The 19,043-nt window shown below is 60.5% G+C and carries 13 protein-coding genes and 3 pseudogenes; 15 read left to right on the forward strand and 1 reads right to left on the reverse strand.

What is annotated here, in order from left to right; genetic code table 11:
* The first annotated feature begins 5 nt into the window (after window positions 1-5).
* The 9 genes and pseudogenes from H8F21_RS06260 to H8F21_RS06300 all read left to right on the forward strand — a co-directional run bounded on the left by H8F21_RS06260 (window position 6) and on the right by H8F21_RS06300 (window position 6,991).
* Window positions 6-1,043: an aldehyde dehydrogenase family protein gene (locus H8F21_RS06260; RefSeq protein ID WP_236042915.1), complete on the forward strand. Its 1,038-nt coding sequence runs from the start codon at window positions 6-8 to the stop codon at window positions 1,041-1,043.
* Window positions 925-1,551, forward strand: a pseudogene (locus H8F21_RS06265) (NAD(P)H-dependent flavin oxidoreductase); the annotation flags it as partial. The gene H8F21_RS06260 and the pseudogene H8F21_RS06265, both read left to right, overlap by 119 nt.
* 19 nt (window positions 1,552-1,570) lie before the next feature.
* A complete protein-coding gene (locus tag H8F21_RS06270; RefSeq protein WP_203480762.1) occupies window positions 1,571-2,038 on the forward strand; it encodes a PaaI family thioesterase in 468 nt (155 codons plus the stop codon).
* 26 nt (window positions 2,039-2,064) lie between these two features.
* Window positions 2,065-2,457, forward strand: a complete 393-nt coding sequence (locus H8F21_RS06275; RefSeq protein WP_203584151.1) for a Zn-ribbon domain-containing OB-fold protein — start codon at window positions 2,065-2,067, stop codon at window positions 2,455-2,457.
* The gene (locus H8F21_RS06280; RefSeq protein WP_203480750.1) at window positions 2,454-3,605 is read left to right on the forward strand and encodes a thiolase; all 1,152 of its coding nucleotides are present in this window, start codon (window positions 2,454-2,456) and stop codon (window positions 3,603-3,605) included. The genes H8F21_RS06275 and H8F21_RS06280 overlap by 4 nt, the downstream gene beginning before the upstream one ends.
* 172 nt (window positions 3,606-3,777) lie before the next feature.
* A pseudogene (locus H8F21_RS06285) lies at window positions 3,778-4,125 on the forward strand (acyl-CoA dehydrogenase family protein); the annotation flags it as partial.
* Between the two features lie 39 nt (window positions 4,126-4,164).
* A pseudogene (locus tag H8F21_RS06290) lies at window positions 4,165-4,656 on the forward strand (electron transfer flavoprotein subunit beta/FixA family protein); the annotation flags it as partial.
* Window positions 4,656-5,588 carry an electron transfer flavoprotein subunit alpha/FixB family protein gene (locus H8F21_RS06295; protein ID WP_203480720.1) on the forward strand — a complete coding sequence of 311 codons (933 nt, stop codon included), beginning with the start codon at window positions 4,656-4,658 and terminating at the stop codon, window positions 5,586-5,588. The pseudogene H8F21_RS06290 and the gene H8F21_RS06295, both read left to right, overlap by 1 nt.
* A gap of 74 nt (window positions 5,589-5,662) precedes the next feature.
* Window positions 5,663-6,991, forward strand: coding sequence for an MFS transporter (locus tag H8F21_RS06300; RefSeq protein WP_203584152.1), 1,329 nt, complete (start codon window positions 5,663-5,665; stop codon window positions 6,989-6,991).
* 70 nt (window positions 6,992-7,061) lie between these two features.
* Here the strand turns inward: H8F21_RS06300 and H8F21_RS06305 are convergent, their stop codons facing one another.
* Complete coding sequence (locus tag H8F21_RS06305; RefSeq protein ID WP_203480717.1) at window positions 7,062-9,038, reverse strand: alkyl/aryl-sulfatase; 1,977 nt, start codon at window positions 9,036-9,038, stop codon at window positions 7,062-7,064.
* 243 nt (window positions 9,039-9,281) lie between these two features.
* On the opposite strand from H8F21_RS06305, the gene H8F21_RS06310 reads away from it, so the two are divergent.
* From H8F21_RS06310 to H8F21_RS29815, 6 genes are all read left to right on the forward strand, one after another.
* A complete protein-coding gene (locus tag H8F21_RS06310) occupies window positions 9,282-10,418 on the forward strand; it encodes a CaiB/BaiF CoA transferase family protein (RefSeq protein WP_203584153.1) in 1,137 nt (378 codons plus the stop codon).
* A gap of 97 nt (window positions 10,419-10,515) precedes the next feature.
* Window positions 10,516-11,658 carry an acyl-CoA dehydrogenase family protein gene (locus H8F21_RS06315; RefSeq protein ID WP_203480712.1) on the forward strand — a complete coding sequence of 381 codons (1,143 nt, stop codon included), beginning with the start codon at window positions 10,516-10,518 and terminating at the stop codon, window positions 11,656-11,658.
* Window positions 11,659-11,912: 254 nt separating this feature from the next.
* Window positions 11,913-14,594, forward strand: a complete 2,682-nt coding sequence (locus tag H8F21_RS06320; RefSeq protein WP_203480709.1) for a LuxR C-terminal-related transcriptional regulator — start codon at window positions 11,913-11,915, stop codon at window positions 14,592-14,594.
* A gap of 262 nt (window positions 14,595-14,856) precedes the next feature.
* Window positions 14,857-16,002, forward strand: a complete 1,146-nt coding sequence (locus tag H8F21_RS06325; protein WP_203480707.1) for an acyl-CoA dehydrogenase family protein — start codon at window positions 14,857-14,859, stop codon at window positions 16,000-16,002.
* 32 nt (window positions 16,003-16,034) lie between these two features.
* A complete protein-coding gene (locus H8F21_RS06330) occupies window positions 16,035-17,174 on the forward strand; it encodes an acyl-CoA dehydrogenase family protein (RefSeq protein WP_236042928.1) in 1,140 nt (379 codons plus the stop codon).
* A gap of 25 nt (window positions 17,175-17,199) precedes the next feature.
* Window positions 17,200-19,017: an SDR family oxidoreductase gene (locus tag H8F21_RS29815; protein ID WP_203480703.1), complete on the forward strand. Its 1,818-nt coding sequence runs from the start codon at window positions 17,200-17,202 to the stop codon at window positions 19,015-19,017.
* Window positions 19,018-19,043: the final 26 nt, after the last annotated feature.

The raw sequence follows: 19,043 nt of genomic DNA on the forward strand, positions 1-19,043 counted from the left end.
GTGCCATGAGCAGCATTGAGAACACGAGTCCGCTTGCCATTCGTTCGATCCTCGACAAACAGCGCGCCAGCCTGCTGGAACGCGAGCCACTGAGCGCTGCCCAGCGTATCGAGCTGATCGACCGCGCCATCGGCCTGCTGGTGGATTATCAGGAAGACATCGTCGAGGCGGTGTATGCCGATTTTGGCCAGCGCAGTAAAGACTTCAGCCGCGTTACCGAAGTGCTTTCCCCGCTGATGACCCTCAAACAGACCAAGGCCCAACTCAGTGAGTGGATGAAGCCCGAAGCTCGCCACACCGAGCGTGGCGAGGCGTGGGTGCAGTTCCAGCCGCTGGGCGTGATCGGCATCCTCAGCCCATGGAACTTCCCGATCAACCTGGCCTTTGGGGGGCTGGCCGGCGCTTTGGCGGCGGGCAACCGGGTAATGATCAAACCCTCCGAGTTTACCCCGCATACCTCGGCACTGATGGCGCGGATGATTGCTTCGGTCTTCAGTGAAAGTGAAGTGGCAGTGATTACCGGCGGGCCAGAAGTCGGTCAGGCATTCTGCGCCCAGCCATTCGACCACCTGCTGTTTACCGGCGCGACCAGTATCGGCAAGCATGTGATGCGCGCCGCAGCGGAAAACCTGGTGCCGGTTACCTTGGAGCTGGGTGGTAAATCGCCGACGATCATCTCGCGTTCGGCAGACTTCGATGCCGCCGTGACCAAGATCATCACCGGCAAGCTGCATAACGCCGGGCAAATCTGCCTGGCGCCGGACTATGTGTTCGTGCCAGAGGAGTCGCTGCAGGACTTTATCGCTGCGGCAAAAAAAGTCGTGGCGACCTTTTTCCCGCGGTTGCTGGATAACCCCGACTACACCTCGGTGATCAACGCCCGGCATTTCCAGCGTTTGCAGGGCTACCCGCGCCAAAGCAGCCGGGCTTACGGTGATCCACAAGTGCGTGGCGGTGCGCCATGCCCTGACCGTGCAGCGCCTGGGCGTCGATGCGGTGTCCATCGATGGTTTCGAGTGTGCCGGGCACCCTGGCGAAGATGATATTCCGGGGCTGGTGCTGATCCCGCTGGCGGTCCGTCAACTGAGCGTGCCGGTGATTGCTTCGGGTGGGATTGCCGATGGTGTCGGCATGGCCGCGGCACTGACCTTGGGCGCGGAAGGGGTGAACATGGGAACGCGTTTTTGCGCTACCCGTGAAGCGCCGATCCATGACCACATCAAGCAGGCCTTGGTGGCGGCCAGTGAGCGCGATACGCGTCTGATTTTCCGCACCTTGCACAATACCGCTCGGGTGTTGCGTAACCCGATTTCCGAGGAGGTGGTGAGCATCGAGAAACGTGGCAACGCGCAGTTCGAGGACATCCGCCACCTGGTGGCCGGTGCCCGTGGGCGTGCGGCGCTGGAATCCGGGCAGCACGAGGACGGGATCATCACCGCCGGCCAATGCGTTGGCTTGATCGACGATGTACCGACCTGCGCCGAGCTGATCGAGCGCATGGTTCGCGAGTGTCGCGACAGTCTGCACCGTGCCCGGAACTTGATGGGTTGAGCCTGTAGGAGGAGCGAACATGCATACCCCAGCACTTTATCCCGGTCATGCCCCCGTGCCGGGCACTGATGTACCCGAAGGCTTCGAGCCCATGCAGGGCAGCGGTTTTGTTCCTTCGATCGGAGCCATTTATGTCAATCGCCAGCGCCGCAGCATGGGCGCCCGGATTGCCCAAAGTCATTTGAATCCATTGGGTTTTGCTCATGGCGGAATGCTCGCGACCTTGATCGATACGTCGTTTGGCATGGCGATCAAGTTGACGACGCAAACCGAAGTGCCGCCGGTAACGGTCTGCCTGAACATCGAGTACCTCAGCCCGGCATACCCCGGGTCATGGGTCGAGTCCACGGTCGAGATCCAGAAGATCGGTGCACGTCTTGCCAATGCCAGCTGTGTCCTCAAGGACGGCGAGCGCCTAATTGCCAAGGGCAACGCGATTTTCGTCGCGACCGCAAGCGTACCGTCCAGCAAACCTGACAAACAATAATTGATTCACCTCGTTCGGAGCACCTCATGAGTGAAGTCTTAGCCACGGCTGCGGCCATGCTTGGCCCGCAGGAGCAGTACCTCGAATTTCTTGCCCAGGGCCGTTTCATGCTGCAGCGCAGCCTGTCCAGCGGCCGCTATGTGTTCTATCCGCGGGTGCTGATTCCAGGCACCGGTGAAACCGACCTGGTATGGGAGCAAGCCAAGGGTACCGGCACGATCTACGCCATCACCGTCAATCGTGCACGCAACGGCAGCCACAGCGTGGCACTGATCGATCTTGACGAAGGTCCGCGGATGATGTCGCGCATTGAAGGGCGTGAGACGGCACCGATCGGCAGCCGAGTGAAGGCACGGATCATCGAGGAGGAGGGCGTCGCTATGGTGGTCTTTGATGTGATTGAGGAGGTCGCGGCATGAACCAGGCTATTCGCGGCAAGACCGCCATTGTCGGTATCGGTACCGCTGGTGTTGGCGAAGCCAAGGGCTTCAGTGCCATGGAACTGCTTGGCCAGGCGTCGCTGCAGGCCATCGCCGATGCCGGCCTGCAGTTGCAGGATATCGACGGTATTTTTGCCGCCACCAGCTCCCATGCGTTTCCGACGCTATCGGTGGCCGAATACCTGGGGATCAAACCGTCCTATGTGGATGGCACCAATATCGGTGGTTCCAGCTTCGAGATGCATCTGCTGCAAGCGACCCTGGCGCTGGAAGCCGGCCTGTGCAACGCCGCGTTGGTCTGCTACGGCTCCAACCAGCGTACTGCCGGTGGTCGCCTGGTTTCGATGAGCGAACCGCAATGGCACGAGGCGTTCTACAAGCCGCGCCATCCCATCACCTCATACAGCCTGGCGGCCAGCCGCCATATGCATCAGTACGGCACTACCCGAGAGATGCTTGGCGAAGTCGCGGTGTCGGCACGCCAGTGGGCCAACCTTAATCCCGAAGCCTTCGCCCGTGGGCCGTTGAGCCTGGATGATGTCATGGCCAGCCGCATGGTCAGCGATCCGTTGTCGTCCGCCGACTGCTGCCTGGTTACCGATGGCGGCGCCGCCTGTGTGCTGGTGCGTGCTGATCGCGCCCGAGACTTGCAGCGCAAGCCGGCCTACTTTCTCGGCGCCGCCGGCGCGCAGTGGCACCGTTCGGTCGTGGCAATGCCCGACCTCACCGTAACGGCAGCCTCCGAGAGCGGGCCACGCGCGATGGAAATGGCCGGTGTGAGTCACGCCGATATCGATCTGGTGATGCTCTACGATGCGTTCACTATCAACACCATCCTGTTTCTTGAAGACCTCGGCTTTTGCCCGAAAGGTGAGGGCGGGCGCTTCGTTCAGGGTGGGCATATCGCGCCAGGCGGCGGTCTGGCGGTAAACACCAACGGTGGCGGCCTTTCCTGCGTTCACCCCGGCATGTACGGCCTGTTCCTGATCATCGAGGCGGTGCGTCAGATCCGTGGCGAGGCAGGGGCGCGGCAACTGAAAAAAGCCGACATCGCTTTGCTGCATGGCAACGGTGGCACGTTGTCGAGCCAGGTAACCGCGTTCCTGGGTAGCGAAAACGCGCTCTGAGTGCGTACCCGGGAAAGGAAGTACGGGCGCAAATTGGTCCGAACGATCTAGAGCCTCGACAGGTGAGTCATTCAATACTCACCGCAGGTTCGCATAACAACAAGAAACCACGCGCAGACGGCCCTCGACGCCGAGGGTCTGACTGTGCGTCTCGACTGCTCGAGGAGTCTCGATGGACATCCACTTCACACCCGATGAACTTGCCTTCCGTGAGGAGGTAAGAAGCTTTCTGCGTGAAAAACTGCCGGCGAGCCTGGCAGCCAAGGTCAAGCTTGGCAAACGTCAGTCCAAGGCCGATATCTGCGGCTGGATGAACACCCTCAACGCGCGTGGCTGGTACGCCAACGGTTGGCCGGTAGAGCTGGGCGGTACGGGCTGGAGTGTGATCCAGAAGCACATCTTCGATGAAGAATGCGCCCGGGTCGGTGCACCGCGGGTGCTGCCGTTCGGTGTGGTCATGGTCGGGCCGGTGATCATCAAGTTTGGCACCCCGGAGCAGAAGGCTCACTTTCTGCCACGCATCCTCGATGGCACCGACTGGTGGGCGCAGGGCTATTCGGAATCGGCCGATGAACTGGGATCCCTGGCGGTGGCCAAGCTGCTCAAGGCTGTGGCCGACAAAGAACAACCACAACTGGTGATCCTGGGCAAGCAAGCCATCGACAGTGACAACAACCAGACCGGCCAGATGCTCGCTGCGCTGAGCGGTTATGCCCAAGGCACGTTCGCCTCCAAGGTCGAAGTCGCTGGCGACAAGATCAATGTCACCCGTGAAGTCGACGGCGGCCTGCAGACGGTAGCGTTGAACCTGCCTGCAATCGTCACCACCGACCTGCGCCTGAACGAGCCGCGCTATGCGTCGCTGCCAAACATCATGAAGGCCAAGAAGAAGCCGCTGGAGACTGTCACCCCACAAGCGCTAGGTGTGAGCACGGCATCGACAGTCAGCACCTTGAACGTAGAAGCACCGGCTACCCGCAGTGCCGGGATCAAGGTCAAGTCGGTGGCGGAACTGGTTGAGAAACTGAAGAACGAGGCGAAGGTAATCTGATGACAATCCTGGTTATTGCAGAACACAGCCACGCTGAACTTGCCGCCGCCACCTTGAACACGGTCACGGCCGCACAGCAAATCGGTGCTGAGGTGCATGTGTTGGTGGCCGGTGCCGATATCGACGGCGCTGTTAGTGCCGCGCAGGCCATCGACGGTGTCAGTACCGTGCTGGTGGCCAACGATGCAGCGTATGCGCATCAGTTGGCGGAAAACCTGGCGCCGCTGATCGCTGAGTTGGCCGCGGGCTACAGTCATGTGCTGGCACCGGCCACCTCCAATGGCAAGAACCTTCTGCCACGGGTAGCGGCGCTGCTCGATGTCGATCAGATCTCCGAGATTACCGCGGTGGTCTCGGCTGACACCTTCAAGCGGCCGATCTACGCGGGCAACGCCATTGCCACGGTACAGTCGAGTGCGCCGATCAAGGTCATCACGGTGCGCGGTACCGCGTTTGCCAGTGCGGGGTGCTCAGCTGCTGGGCAAGCCCGCGTGCAGCCAGTGGCCAGTGTGCCTTGCGGGCAGGTCTCCTGCTTTGTTGCCGAGGCGTTGGCCAGCTCTGATCGGCCGGAGCTGACCGCAGCGAAGATCGTCGTGTCGGGCGGTCGCGGCATGCAGAACGGTGACAACTTCAAGCACCTGTACAGCCTGGCCGACAAGCTTGGCGCAGGGGTGGGCGCTTCGCGTGCGGCGGTTGACGCCGGTTTTGTCGCCAACGACATGCAGGTCGGGCAGACCGGCAAAATCGTTGCGCCACAGTTGTACATTGCCGTCGGCATTTCGGGTGCGATTCAGCACCTGGCAGGGATGAAAGACTCCAAGGTGATCGTGGCGATCAACAAGGACGAAGAAGCACCGATCTTCCAGGTTGCCGATTACGGCCTGGTGGCTGACCTGTTCGAGGCGGTGCCTGAGCTGCAAGCCTCTCTCTAATCGACCTTCCTGTCCCTGGCCGCTGGCGTCTGCAACGTCGGCGGCCTGCGCAACTGTCAGCCAAGGAGTGCTCCATGAATGACGCCGTCGTACTGCCGGCTGCGGCCGAGCAGGATGAGCAGCAAACCCGCGCGGTTTACCGCAAAGTAATTCTGCGCCTGCTGCCGTACCTGTTCCTGGCCTATGCCATCAACACCATCGATCGCTTGAACGTGTCCTTCGCCAAGCTGCGCATGGCCGAAGACATTGCCCTTACCGATGCTGCCTACGGCATTGGTGCAGGGATTTTCTACCTCGGCTACATCCTCTTCGAAGTGCCAAGCAACATATATCTGCAGCGCATTGGCGCGCGAGCCACCCTGACTCGAATCATGGTGCTGTGGGGGGCGGTGACTGTGGCAACGGCCTTTGTCACCACGCCGGGACAGTTGATTGCCGCACGGTTTCTGCTCGGGGTTGCCGAGGCCGGGTTCTTCCCGGGCGTCATCCTTTACCTGACCTTCTGGTTCCCCGCTGCGTTGCGAGCGCGCATCCCCGCAGTGTTTCTAATGGCAGCGATGATCGCCGGAATCGTCAGCGGGCCGCTGGCGGGCTATATCATGAGTCATTTCGGCGGTTTCATGGGCTTGCGAGACTGGCAGGTGCTGTTTGTATTCGAGGGGGTGCCGGCTATGTTGCTGGGGCTGTTTGGCTGGTTCTGGCTGGTCGACAAACCGGCCGACGCGCCGTGGCTGAGCACCCGCGAGAAGCAGCTGTTGGCCAACGCCCTGGCCCAGGGACAGGCCGCCGGTAGTGCTCATGCCAGCCTTGCCCAGGTACTGCGCAACCCGCGGGTGTACATTGCCGGATTGGTGTTCTTTTGCCTGTACAGCGGCTCGAATACCGTGTCGTACTGGATGCCCACACTGATCCGCGGCTTCGGCGTGGAGAATCTCAAGACCATTGGTATGCTCGCGAGCATTCCCTACCTGTTGGCATTGGTGGGTATGTACCTGCTGGCGCGCAGCTCCGACAAGCGCCTTGAACGACGCTGGCATGTGGCGGTGACGGTAATGGTCGGCGCCAGTTGCTTCTTTCTGCTGGGGCCGGCACAAGGCAATCTGGTTGCCTCGGTGGCGCTGATGAGTGTCGGCGCGGCAGCGTCACTGACCTCGCTGTCGTTGTTCTGGACCATTCCCCCAGCACTGCTAACGCCTGCAGCGGCACCGGTCGGGATTGCGGTTATCAGTTGCATTGGTGGCCTGGCGGGCGTTGTCAGCCAGATTGCCGTTGGTGCGATCAAGTCAGCGACCGGGGATTTGTACCTGGCCTTCGATCTGATTGGTGGTGTACTGATTGTGGGTGTGCTGGTGTTGCTGCTGGCAATACCTGCGCGGCAACTGACCGAACGCGCCAAACCCTGAACAGGTAGGCGCGGGCTCTCCCCGCAATGGGGAAAAGGAATCGCGGGGCGCGAAGCCCCGCGAAAATCCCTTAAGGTGTGACGATATTGAACCAGGGCGAGAAGGTATCGAGCATGCCCAGTAGTTCGCCGAGCTTCTTGCTGTCACCCTGGATCTGGATATCGCCTTGCTTGATGGCCGTTGGGAAATCCAGTTGGCGCAGGCTGATTTTATCCAGCGTGGCTTTATCCATTGTCACGGTGACCGCAGCTTTCGCGTTCTGGGTACCCGAGCGGTGCGTCAGCACGCCGTTGCGCAAGGTCAATGCAAACGGCTGGTCGAGGTCGCTGAACACCCAGTTCAAGGTCATGTCGTGACCCTGGGCCTTCTGCGAATCCAGGCGCACGGCCAGGTAATCGAAGAACATCGACGGTGACATGGCCTGGATCATGTCCGGGGAGTTGGTGCCACCTTGGTACTGCGGCACACCCTGGCGCAGTTCCATGGCCCCGGTCAGGTACATGTTGCGCCAAAGGGCGTTTTCGCTCTGATAGCCCAATTGCTCCATGGCCCGGGCCTGAAGCTCGCGCGCCTCTTGGTTGTCGGGGGCGAAGAACACCAGGTTGTTGCCCAGTTGCACAGCCCAGCGATACTCGCCGTTGGCCAGTGCTTCCTTCATTTTCTCCATGGCCGGCGTAAGGCCTCCCAAGGCTTTGACGAAATGTTCGGCGGCCTGCTCGGGTGGCAGTGGGTTAAGGTTTGCCGGGTTGCCGTCGTAGTAGCCGAGGTAACGCTGGTACACGGCCCGCGAGTTGTGGCTCAGGGAGCCGTAGTAGCCCCGGGTGTACCACTTATTCTCCAGGTCGCCCGGCAGTTTCTGCATGTCCGCGGCAATTTCCGCGGGGGTCAGGCCTTGGTTGAGCAGGTGTAAGGTGCGGTCGTTGAGGAAAGCATACATGTCACGCTGGTCAGCGAGCAGGGTGCGCACGCGTTCACCGGTCCAGGTCGGCCAGTTGTGCGAAACGAACATGACGTCGGTCTTGTCGCCGTAGCGCTCGAGGCTGGCATCGATGTACTGCGCCCAGGCCTTGGCATCGCGCACCAGGGCACCACGCGGGGTGAGGATGTTGTGCATCATCTGCGTGGTGTTTTCAGACATGCACAACGCGCGCAGTTGCGGCAGGTACATGTTCATCTCAGAAGGTGCTTCGGTGCCGGGGGTCAGTTGGAACTCGACATCGACTCCGTCGATACGGTGAGTTTCGTAAGGGTCCTTGATCGATACGGTCGGTGCGATCAGGGTGATCGTGCCACCCACGGGGGTCGATTTGCCCATGCCCGCATCGACCTGGCCCTTTTCACCGCGCGGCAGCAGGCTGCCGAACTGGTACAAGGCGCGGCGGCTCATGGCGGTACCGGCGAAGATATTCTCGCTGACCACATGTTCCATGAAACCGCTCGGCGCGTAGATTTTCACCTTGCCCGACTGCACGTCGGCGTCGTCGACAATGCCTTTGACGCCGCCGAAGTGGTCGGCATGCGTGTGGCTGTAGATTACCGCGACCACCGGCTTTTTCGGACGGTGCTGATAGTACAGGTCCAGTGCGGTGCGAGCGGTTTCGGAAACAGTCAGCGGGTCGATGATGATCAGGCCCTGATCGCCTTCGATCACGGTCATGTTCGATACGTCCATCCCGCGCAACTGGTAAATGCGCTCGGAAACCTGGAACAAGCCGGCATGGCTGTTCAACTGGCCCAGGCGCCACAGGCTCGGGTTGACACTGTCGGGCACCTGGTCTTTGTCGAGGAACTGATACGCAGTGGTGTCCCAAACCACCTTACCGTCGGCGCGTTTGATCTGACCGTTGAATGCTGCGATCAAACCGCGACTGACAGACTCGTAGTCAGCGCGATCAGTAAACGGCAACTGGCTCAGAACCGCCTTGTTGCTACTGATCGTCTGGCTTGAGGCAGGTTGGTTGAGGGCAGGCTCGGCTGCGTACAGCATCGGGCTGTTGATGGCAGCGATTGTTGCAGCCAGCAGCAGGGGTTTGAAGACGTGTTTCATGAATCCACCTTGGTTATTGTTATGCGTAACGGGTGTGTTCACCCACCTTGACGTTGCAGGTCTTGGAAACTGCACACTAAAGGACGGGGTGGGCAATGGCAGTAGATCGAACGAACCATACGCTTCGTTTGCGCACTATCGGTGTGGCGGCTGCAGCGGTGGCTTTGGTTCATTCGAACGATTGTCGCGGCAGGCGCAGGCACTAGGCTTGATGTCATCAAACAACCACAAAGGTGTAGCGCAATGTCAGGACCGTTGGCAGGGTTGAAAGTTGTAGAGATGGCAGGGCTTGGGCCGGCGCCCTTTTGCGCGATGATGCTGGCGGACATGGGCGCCGAGGTGATTCGTATCGAAAAGCCTGTGAAGGCCGAGGCCGTCGACAATAGCCGTGTACAGGTGCTCAATCGCGGCCGTCGTTCGCTGGCCATCGACATGCGTGCCGAGGGTGCCACCGAGACCGTCCTGGCGCTGATCGCCAAGGCGGATATCCTCATCGAGGGCTTTCGCCCTGGCGTCATGGAACGAATGGGCTTGGGTCCGGAGGTATGCCTGGCGCGTAACCCGAAGCTGGTCTACGGACGCATGACCGGCTGGGGCCAGTTCGGTCCCCTGGCGCACGCGGCGGGGCACGATATCAACTACATCGCGATTGCCGGTGCCTTGCATGCCATTGGCCGTGCAGGCGAAAAACCGGTGGTGCCGTTGAATTACGTTGGTGACTTTGGTGGCGGCGGCATGCTGTTGGGTTTTGGCGTGCTCTGCGCACTTACCGAGGCGCGCAGTTCGGGCAAAGGCCAGGTGGTCGATGCAGCCATGACCGATGGCACCGCGTTGCTCTCGGCGATGATGTACGGGTTCAAGGCCGCGGGGGCCTGGAACAATGAGCGTGGCGACAACCTGCTCGATGGCGGCGCACACTTCTACGATACGTATCGTTGTGCCGATGGCAAGTTCATCGCCATTGGAGCTATCGAACCGCAGTTCTATTCTTTGTTGCTCAAGCTGTGCAACATTACCGACCCGGCGTTCCATACCCAGCGGGACAAGTCGGCCTGGGCACCGCTCAAGGAGCGCATGAGCGCGTTGTTCATGACGCAGACGCGGCAGCAGTGGTGCGCATTGCTCGAAGGCACTGATGCCTGTTTTGCTCCGGTACTGGATTGGGACGAGGCAGCAGAGCATCCGCACAATATCGAGCGCGAGACCTTTATTCGTGTGGATGGGGTGTTGCAGCCGGCGCCTGCACCACGTTTTAGTCGCAGCGTGCCCCCAACCCCGAGCGCCCCTAGGCCGAGCGGGGCCGACAGCGAGGCCATCCTGGCCGACTGGGGCATCGACAATGAGCGGATCGAGGCGTTGAAAGCGCAGCGCATTATCTAAATCACATTTGCCGCATGCCTACCCGCTTGGAGGGGGCGAATCCGGCTGCGGCGGCCATAAGGTGACGCGAAGTATCCACGTACCCCGAGGGCAATCCATGATTCCGCGTACTTTGTTCGATCATGAGCATGAAGCGTTCCGCAGTACCGTTCGGCGTTTTCTGGCGGAGGAGTGCACGCCATTCCACGAACAATGGGAAGAGGATCATTTGGTTCCCCGGCAGGTCTGGCAGCGCGCCGGTGAGTTGGGCATGCTCAATGCCACCACTCCAGAAGCCTATGGCGGCCTGGGCCTGGATCGGCGTTTTTCGATGATTTCGGTCGAAGAGGTCGCCCGTGCCGGGCTCTCCGGGCTCAATGGTTTCAATGTGCATGACATCTGCGCTGGCTATTTCATCAACTTCGGCACCGAGGCGCAGAAGCTGCAGTGGTTGCCAAAAATGGCCAGCGGTGAAGCCATCGCCGCCGTAGCCATGACCGAGCCCGATACCGGCTCGGACCTGCAGGCAGTCAAGACCCGTGCGGTGCTCGACGGTGACGAATACGTCATCAACGGTGCCAAGACGTTTATCTCCAACGGCACCAACAGCGACATCATCGTGGTGATTGCCAAAACCGGTAACAGTGGCAAGGGTTCGCGGGATATCTCGCTGATTCTGGTGGAAGCCGACCGTGCCGGGGTAAGCAAGTCCAAACCACTGCGCAAGGTCGGTATGCACGCCCAGGACACCACCATGGTGTTTTTCCAGGACGTGCGCGTGCCTGCGGCGAATGTGCTCGGTGGCGAACCGGGCCAGGGCTTCTATCAATTGATGAAGGAGCTGGCCTGGGAGCGCCTGAGCATTGGCATTCTTGCTATCGCCGCCAGTCAGGCGGTGCTGGAGCAGACCATCGACTACACCCGCGAACGCAAGGTGTTCGGCAAGCCGATCATCGAATTTCAGAATTCGCGCTTCAAGTTGGCCGAGCTCAAGACCGAGATCGCCTTGGGCCAGACCTTCACCGATCGCTGCATGGAGCTGATTCTGCAGCACGAATTGAGTCCTGAGGCGGCGGCAGCAGCAAAGCTCTGGTGTACGGAGCTGTACTCGAAGGTGGTCGACCAGTGCGTGCAGTTGCATGGTGGTAACGGCTACATGCTGGAATATCCGGTGGCCCGGCATTATCTGGACAGTCGCGTCAACCGTATTTACGGGGGAGCCAACGACATCATGCGTGAATTGGTAGCACGAACGCTCTGAAGTGTGGGGCCGATATCGACACCCCCCTCACTTGTAGGGGGCGGTTTGTATCGGTTCCCCGCCACCATCTGTGCCAGGCGGATCACCGCGGTTACCGCAAGCCAGTGCGTGGCGCTGATACGTGCTGACTTTGACGGTATTCGGGTTAATAATCCGACAATCGCCAGAACGTGGCCACACCTTGCCTTTCCCCATCGTGCAGCGCCCGAGTCGCTGTGTCGTCGGGCTGGGCAGGATCGGAGACCAGTCAGCACATGCACACCGATAAACTGCTCGTATCGACGAAATTTGCTCCACCGCGCATTGGTACCCAGACAATCGTCCGCGAACGCTTGCTGGAGGATTTGCGCGGCATGTCAGAGTGCCGGGTAGGCTTGATTACCGGCAGTCCAGGCTTTGGTAAAACTACGCTGCTGGCTCAATGGCGCCAGGTCATGATGCGCTCCGGGGCGGAGGTGGCATGGCTGTCGTTGAGTGCCGATGATACGCACCTGTCGATATTCTTCGCCTATTTGCGTGGCGCCCTGCAACGCCTGGGCATCGCCCTAGACAGCGGCATGCCGTTCGAGGGCACGCGCCAGGAATTGATCGATGAAGTGGTTGCAGCAGTTGTCGAGGGCGCAGCGGCCATCAACAAAGAATTGTTTCTGGTTATCGATGACTTCCAGCATGTAACAGACCCACGCGCCCATCAGTTGATGCAGAAGCTCTTGGACCATAGCCCCGAGAACCTGCATTTCGTCATTTCCTCGCGGGTGGGCCCGCCGTTGAGTTTCAGCCGCCTGCGCTTGAGTGGGCAGTTGGTTGAAATCGACTGCGCCGCCTTGCCGTTCGACCTCAACGAGTCACGAGCCTTTATCGAACAGGGCCTGTCAGCGTTGAAGCTAAGCCCCGAGGAGTTGCACCAGATTCATGAGCTCACCAGTGGTTGGCCTGCGACGCTGCAGTTGGTGATCATTCTGTTGCGCAGTGATCCCGATGCCCGCGACACCTTGCGTGAGATGGGCTGGCGCTCTGATGACTTGCCGAGCTACCTGGCTGAAAACGTGATGGCGCACTTGCCCGTGGAGCTGGCGAGCTTCATGGAAAGCATCAGCATCTGCCGTCGCTTCAATGCCTCACTCGCCCAGGCAGTAACCGGCAGTGACTCGGCACAGGCAATGTTGAAGCGCCTTGATGAAGACAATTTGCTGATTTTTCGTGTGGAGGCAGACGACCGGCAGCCCTGGTATCGCTTTCATGCGCTGTTCGCTGATTTTCTCGCCACGCGTCTGGCGCGACGTGACAGCGCTTCGCAAACCGAACTGCATAGCCGCGCCGCTCACTGGTTTGCCGGACGAAAGCTTTTGGCTGAAGCCGTACGCCACGCGACACTGGCCGGCGACCTCGGTTTTGCCGCCGAGGTAATCGAGCGCGCCGCGCCGGCAACCTGGAGCCTGGGACAGCTCAGCCCATTATTGCGTCTGCTCGACCGACTGCCCCAGGACATTCTGTTCTCGCGTCCACGGCTGTTCTTCCTCGGCTGCCTGGCCTATGCCCTGACGGCACGCCCGGCCAAGGCTGAGGCCTGGCTCGAACAGTTTCGCCACAGCGGTGCGGCACATCAGGACGATGTGGCCTACCGTTTGCCGCTGGTGCAGGCGACCATTGAACTGCAGCGTGATCGCACTGAACCGATCATTGCCTTGTTGAAGGACTTCCAGGCGCTGCCCGATGACTATTCGGTCACTCGCTACGGCGCACCCGCGCTGCTGGCCATTGCTTATCTGGCCGCCGGCAGGATGGAGGACGCCTTGCGCTGCCTGGATGACAATCCCATACCCGAATCCGAGCGCGATGCCGAAATGGCCTTGGTGGCTCAAGGGGCGCGCACACTGTGTTACTTGCAGGAGGGCCGGATTCTGGAGGCCGAACGCATCGGTTCTACGCAATTGGCGCGTGCGGTTTCTGTTCACGGCCATCGCTCTGCCAGCGCCTACCTGGGCGCCGCTACCCTGGCCGAGGTGTATCGCGAGCTGGATCGAACCGACGAAGCGCGGGAGATTCTCGCCAATCGCAGCGGACTGTTGCAGTGGGCGATGCCCGATACCATGCTGCGCGCCACGATCAGCCGTGCACGCCTGGACCTGCTGCAGGATTGCGCGGCGGTCGCCATGGCTTTTCTGCAACGCCAGGAACGCCACTTTCGCACCATTGGCCAGGAGCGTGCATTGGTGCACTGCCTGGCCGAGCAGGTACGAATCGCCCTGATCGAAAGCAACAAGGCGTTCGCTGCTGAACAGGTCGCCAAGCTGCAAGCGCTGGCAGCGCGGCATGAAGGTGCGGTGGGTTTCCAGGCCGACATCGTCGCGATCGCAGCGTTGGCCAGCGCGCGTTTGCTGTTGGCCACCAACTATCCGGACAAAGCCCTGCACGACCTTCAGACCCTGGAACGCTACGCCATTGCCTATCGCCGTGGTCAGTTGCTGGTCATCGGCCAGCTACTGATGGCGTGCGCAAGGGCGGACTTGCTGCAGCCTGAGCAAGCACAGGCGCATTTGCGCGCGGCCCTGTCCCAGGGGCGTCAGTTGGGCATGGTGCGTACTTTCCTCGATGAAGGTGAGGTACGGCGCAAAATGCTCAGCGCGTTGGCGGGCACCCCCCTGGACAGTGAAGATGATAGCTACCTGACGATGCTGTTGGAGCGCTTTGGCCAAGGTGGCGCCGGGCGCAGCAGTGACGCCTGTGCCACCGGCGCGCCGTCGATGCTGACGCCGCGAGAGTTGGCCATCCTTGAGTTGATCAGCCAGGCGATGGCCAACAAGCGCGTGGCGCTGACGTTGAACATTTCACTGGAAACGGTGAAATGGAACCTGAAAAACATCTACGCCAAGCTGGGCGTCTCCAGCCGCTACGACGCGGTGTCGTGGGCGCGCAAGCACGGCTTGATCGAGTAAGCGACAAACCACCAGGGCAGGCGCGTTGCGAACGTTGCGTGGACGCCCGCAACGCAGCCTGGCCTGATGTTTTGCCGGCCTATCCTAGGCGCCCAGGCCACTCGCCGACCAACCCCGGTCGGGGGGGGGCATGCCAGGTCATTTCAACAACGACTCAAATCCCCCCCGCTGTGAGGGGGCGGCTGCTTGTTGGCTCCTCCTATGATCGATTCAGAGCTGCTTGAAAAGGTGGCAGAACGATGACTTGAGGAGAGAGCCTTTAATGATTCCGCGTAGCCTGTTTGATCATGAGCACGAGGAGTTCCGCAACAGTGTGCGGCGCTTCCTGGCGCAAGACTGTGCGCCTTGCCAAGAACAGTGGGAATCGGATCATCGGGTTCCCAGGGACATCTGGAGACGCGCCGGCGAACTGGGCATGCTCAACGCCACCACCCCCCAAGCCTATGGCGGTCTTGGTCTTGATCGGCGCTTTTCGATGGTCGCGACCGAAGAAATCTACCGCGCAGGCCTGGCCTCCGGGCTGATCGGCTTTGGTGTGCATGACATTGTTGCCGGCTACCTGGTGAATTTCGGTAGCGAAGCGCAAAAACTGCAATGGCTACCAAAAATGGCCGCAGGTGAAGCCATCGGCGCGGTGGCCATGACCGAGCCCGACACCGGTTCCGACTTGCAGGCAGTCAAGACCCGTGCAGTGCTGGACGGTGATGAATACGTCATCAACGGCGCCAAGACGTTCATCTCCAACGGCAGCAACTGCGACATCGTCGTGGTGGTAGCCAAGACCGGCAACTCGGGCAAGGGCGCCCAGGACACCTCGCTGATTCTGGTTGAGGCCGACCGTGCAGGCTTCAGTCGCTCGCAGCCGTTGCGCAAGGTTGGCCTGCACGCGCAGGACACCACCATGTTGTTCTTCGAAGACGTGCGTGTGCCAAAGGAAAACCTCTTGGGCGGTGTTGCCGGGCAGGGCTTCTTTCAATTGATGAAAGAACTGGCCTGGGAACGCCTGTCCATTGCGATCAGCAGCGTCGCCGGCTCCCTCGCGGTACTGGAAAGTACGCTGGACTACACCAAGAGTCGCAATGTGTTTGGCAAGCCGATCTTCGCCTTCCAGAACACCCGCTTCAAGTTGGCTGACCTGAAGATGCAGCTGGCGGTATCGCAGAACTATGTCGACCGCTGCATGGAGCAGTGCCTGGAAGGGACGCTTAGCCCTGAGGCTGCGGCCGCCGCAAAACTCTGGTGTTCGGATTTGTATACCAAGGTGGTGGACGAGTGCGTCCAGCTGCATGGCGGCAATGGCTACATGCTCGAGTACCCGGTAGCCCGTCACTACCTTGACCATCGCGTCCTGCGTATTGCCGGCGGCGCCAACGACATCATGAAAGACCTGGTCGGACGCACGCTCTGATCCGTGCCGCAGAGGAATAAGCAATGGAATACCTGATCCCCCGAACCCTGTTCAGTTCCGAGCACGAAGCGTTCCGTCGCGCCGCACGCCGCTTCATGGAGGAAGAAGTCGCACCTTTCCATGCGCAGTGGGAGAAAGACAAGTGTGTCCCCCGTGGCGTCTGGCGCAAGGCAGGCGAGTTGGGCATGTTGTTGCCCTCAATGCCCGAAGAATACGGTGGCCCGGGCGCTGACCGCCTGTTCGATATGGTCTTCTCCGAAGAGTTCATGCGTATCGGTGCTACCGGCCTGATCGGCTTTGGTGTGCATGGCCTGGTGGCGTTCTACATCCTCAACTACGGCACCGAGGCGCAAAAGCAGGCCTGGCTGCCGAAGATGGTGTCCGGCGAAGCGGTCGGCGCAATAGCCATGACCGAACCCAATACCGGTTCGGACCTGCAAGCGGTACGTACTCGCGCCGTGCTCGACGGCGACCACTTTGTTCTCAATGGTTCGAAAACCTTCATTTCCAACGGTGCGTCCTGTGACCTTGCGGTAGTGGTGTGCAAGACCGGCAACAGCGGCAGCGCCAAGGACATCTCGCTGATCATTGTCGAGAAAGAGCGCGAAGGCTTCAGCCGCTCGCAACCGCTGGAAAAAATCGGCCTGCATGCGCAGGACACCAGCATGTTGTTCTTCGATGACTGCCGGGTGCCGGTAGAAAACGTGCTCGGCGGCGAGCAAGGGCAGGGCTTCTACCAGCTAATGCACGACCTGGCATGGGAGCGAATCATCGGCGCCGTGGGTTTTCAGGCCCAGGCTGAAGCCGCGCTTGAACACACCTTGGAGTACACCCGCACCCGCATGGTGTTCGGCAAGCCGGTGCTCGATTTCCAGAACTCGCGATTCACCCTGGCCCAGCTCAAGACCGAAATACAGATTGGTCGTTCCTGGGTCGACAGCTGCATGGCGCTATTGCTGCGCGGTGAACTCAGTGCCGAGACCGCGGCGGTGGCCAAGTACTGGACCGCCGAACTCAGTAGCCGAGTGGTCGATGCCTGCCTGCAACTGCATGGTGGCAACGGCTACATGACCGAATACCCGATTGCCAGGTTGTACCTGGATACCCGCGGCAACCGTATCTGGGGCGGTACCAACGAAATCATGAAGGAAATCATCGCTCGTACTTTGTGAGCGAAATAACAATAGGAGTGCACACGTGTCTGAAGAAATTCGTTTCGACGGTAAAGTCGCCATCGTCACTGGCGCCGGTAATGGCCTGGGCCGCGCCCACGCATTGCTGTTGGGTGCCCGTGGCGCCAAAGTGGTGGTCAACGATCTCGGCGTCAGCACCGATGGCCGCGGAAGCTCAAGCGCTGCCGCCGACGCGGTGGTCGCCGAAATTCGCGCCCTGGGTGGCGAGGCGGTCGCCGATCACCATTCAGTCACCGAAGGCGAGAAGATTGTCGCGACCGCACTGCAGGCGTTCGGTACCGTCGACATCCTGATCAACAACGCGGGCATTCTGCGTGATACCTCGTTCCACAAGATGACCGAAGAGCAGTGGGACCTGATTCAGGACGTCCACGTCAAGGGCGCTTTCCGCCTGACCCACGCGGTATGGCCGATCATGCGCGACAAGGGCTATGGCCGCATTGTCATGACCGCCTCGGGTGCCGGGATCTTCGGCAACTTCGGTCAGTGCAATTACTCCACTGCCAAGTCCGGCCTGATCGGTTTCGCCAATTCGCTGGCCATTGAAGGCGCAAGCAAGAACATTCGTGTCAACACCATCGCGCCAATCGCTGCCTCACGCATGGTTATCGCCAGCGGGCTGTTTCCTGAAGAGTTGCACGACAAGCTGAAAGTGGAAGATGTTGCGCCGCTGGTTGGCTGGTTGTGCAGCGAACAATGCCCGGACACCGGTGGCTTGTTCGAAGTGGGTGGCGGCTTCCACGCCAAATACCGCTGGGAGCGGTCCCACGGGCGCTTCCTGCACACCAACACCTTGAGCCCGGAGCTGGTACGCGACAACTGGGAGCGCATCACCCGTTTTGACGAGCACAGCGTTCATCACGCCAATGGCACAGAAGGCTTCAAAGAGCTTTTCGCCCGGATGGAATCGCCGGCCAAGGGTGGCAACGCCTTCGTCGACATGGAAGTGGCGGCCAATGCAGTCTCGTACCTGGAAACCGAGTACGACCAGAATGACGCCGCGCTCTACGCACTTGCCGTCGGCGCCGCCAAGGACCCACTGGACCGCACCGAGCTGCTCTATGTCAACGAGTTCGTGGGTGATGAGTTCCGCGTGTTGCCGACGATGGCCGTGTTGCCGGCCACCGAAGTGTTCCTGCGGGCTGCCAAATCCGGCGAGCCGCAGATCGAAGGCTTGAACTTGCCGTTCGCCAAGGGCTTGCACGGTGAGCAATACACCGTGATGTATCGCCCACTGCCGCCCAAAGCCAAGCTCAAGCACACCATGCGCCTGAAAGCTGCCATCGACAAAGGCAAGAGCTCGGTCAGCGTCCTGGCCATTGAAACCACCGATGAGCATGGCACGCCGCTGTTCTACAACGAGGTGACCGGCTTCTATCCAGGTGTTCCGGGCGCCGGGCTTGAGCGTGTGGCCAGCGAAGAAATCAACGTTGCGCCGATGCGCGCTCCGGATGCCGTGCTGGCCGACACCACTGATGTCAATCAGGCACTGCTGTATCGCCTGTGCGGTGACTGGAACCCGATGCACGTGGACCCGGACTATGCCGCCAAGGCAGGTTACGAGAAACCGTTCCTGCATGGCCTGTGCACCTTCGGTTACCTGGGCCGCCATGTGATCAAGGCGTTCTGCGACAACGACTCGCGCCTGTTCAAGAGCGTGAGGGCGCGTTTCGCTTCGATCGTGATGCCGGGCGACACCTTGGAAACCCGTATGTGGCGTGAGTCTGCCACGCGCATCATTGTTGAGATGCGTGCCGTGGAGCGTGACGTCATCGTGCTGAAAAATGGTGCGGTCGAATTGTTCGAGTCCGTACCGGCCTGATTCATGGCCATCTGCCGCTAGCCGGG

Origin of the sequence: Pseudomonas arcuscaelestis, assembly GCF_016881005.1 — a bacterium.
In the GTDB taxonomy this organism is placed as follows: Bacteria; Pseudomonadota; Gammaproteobacteria; order Pseudomonadales; family Pseudomonadaceae; genus Aquipseudomonas; species Aquipseudomonas arcuscaelestis.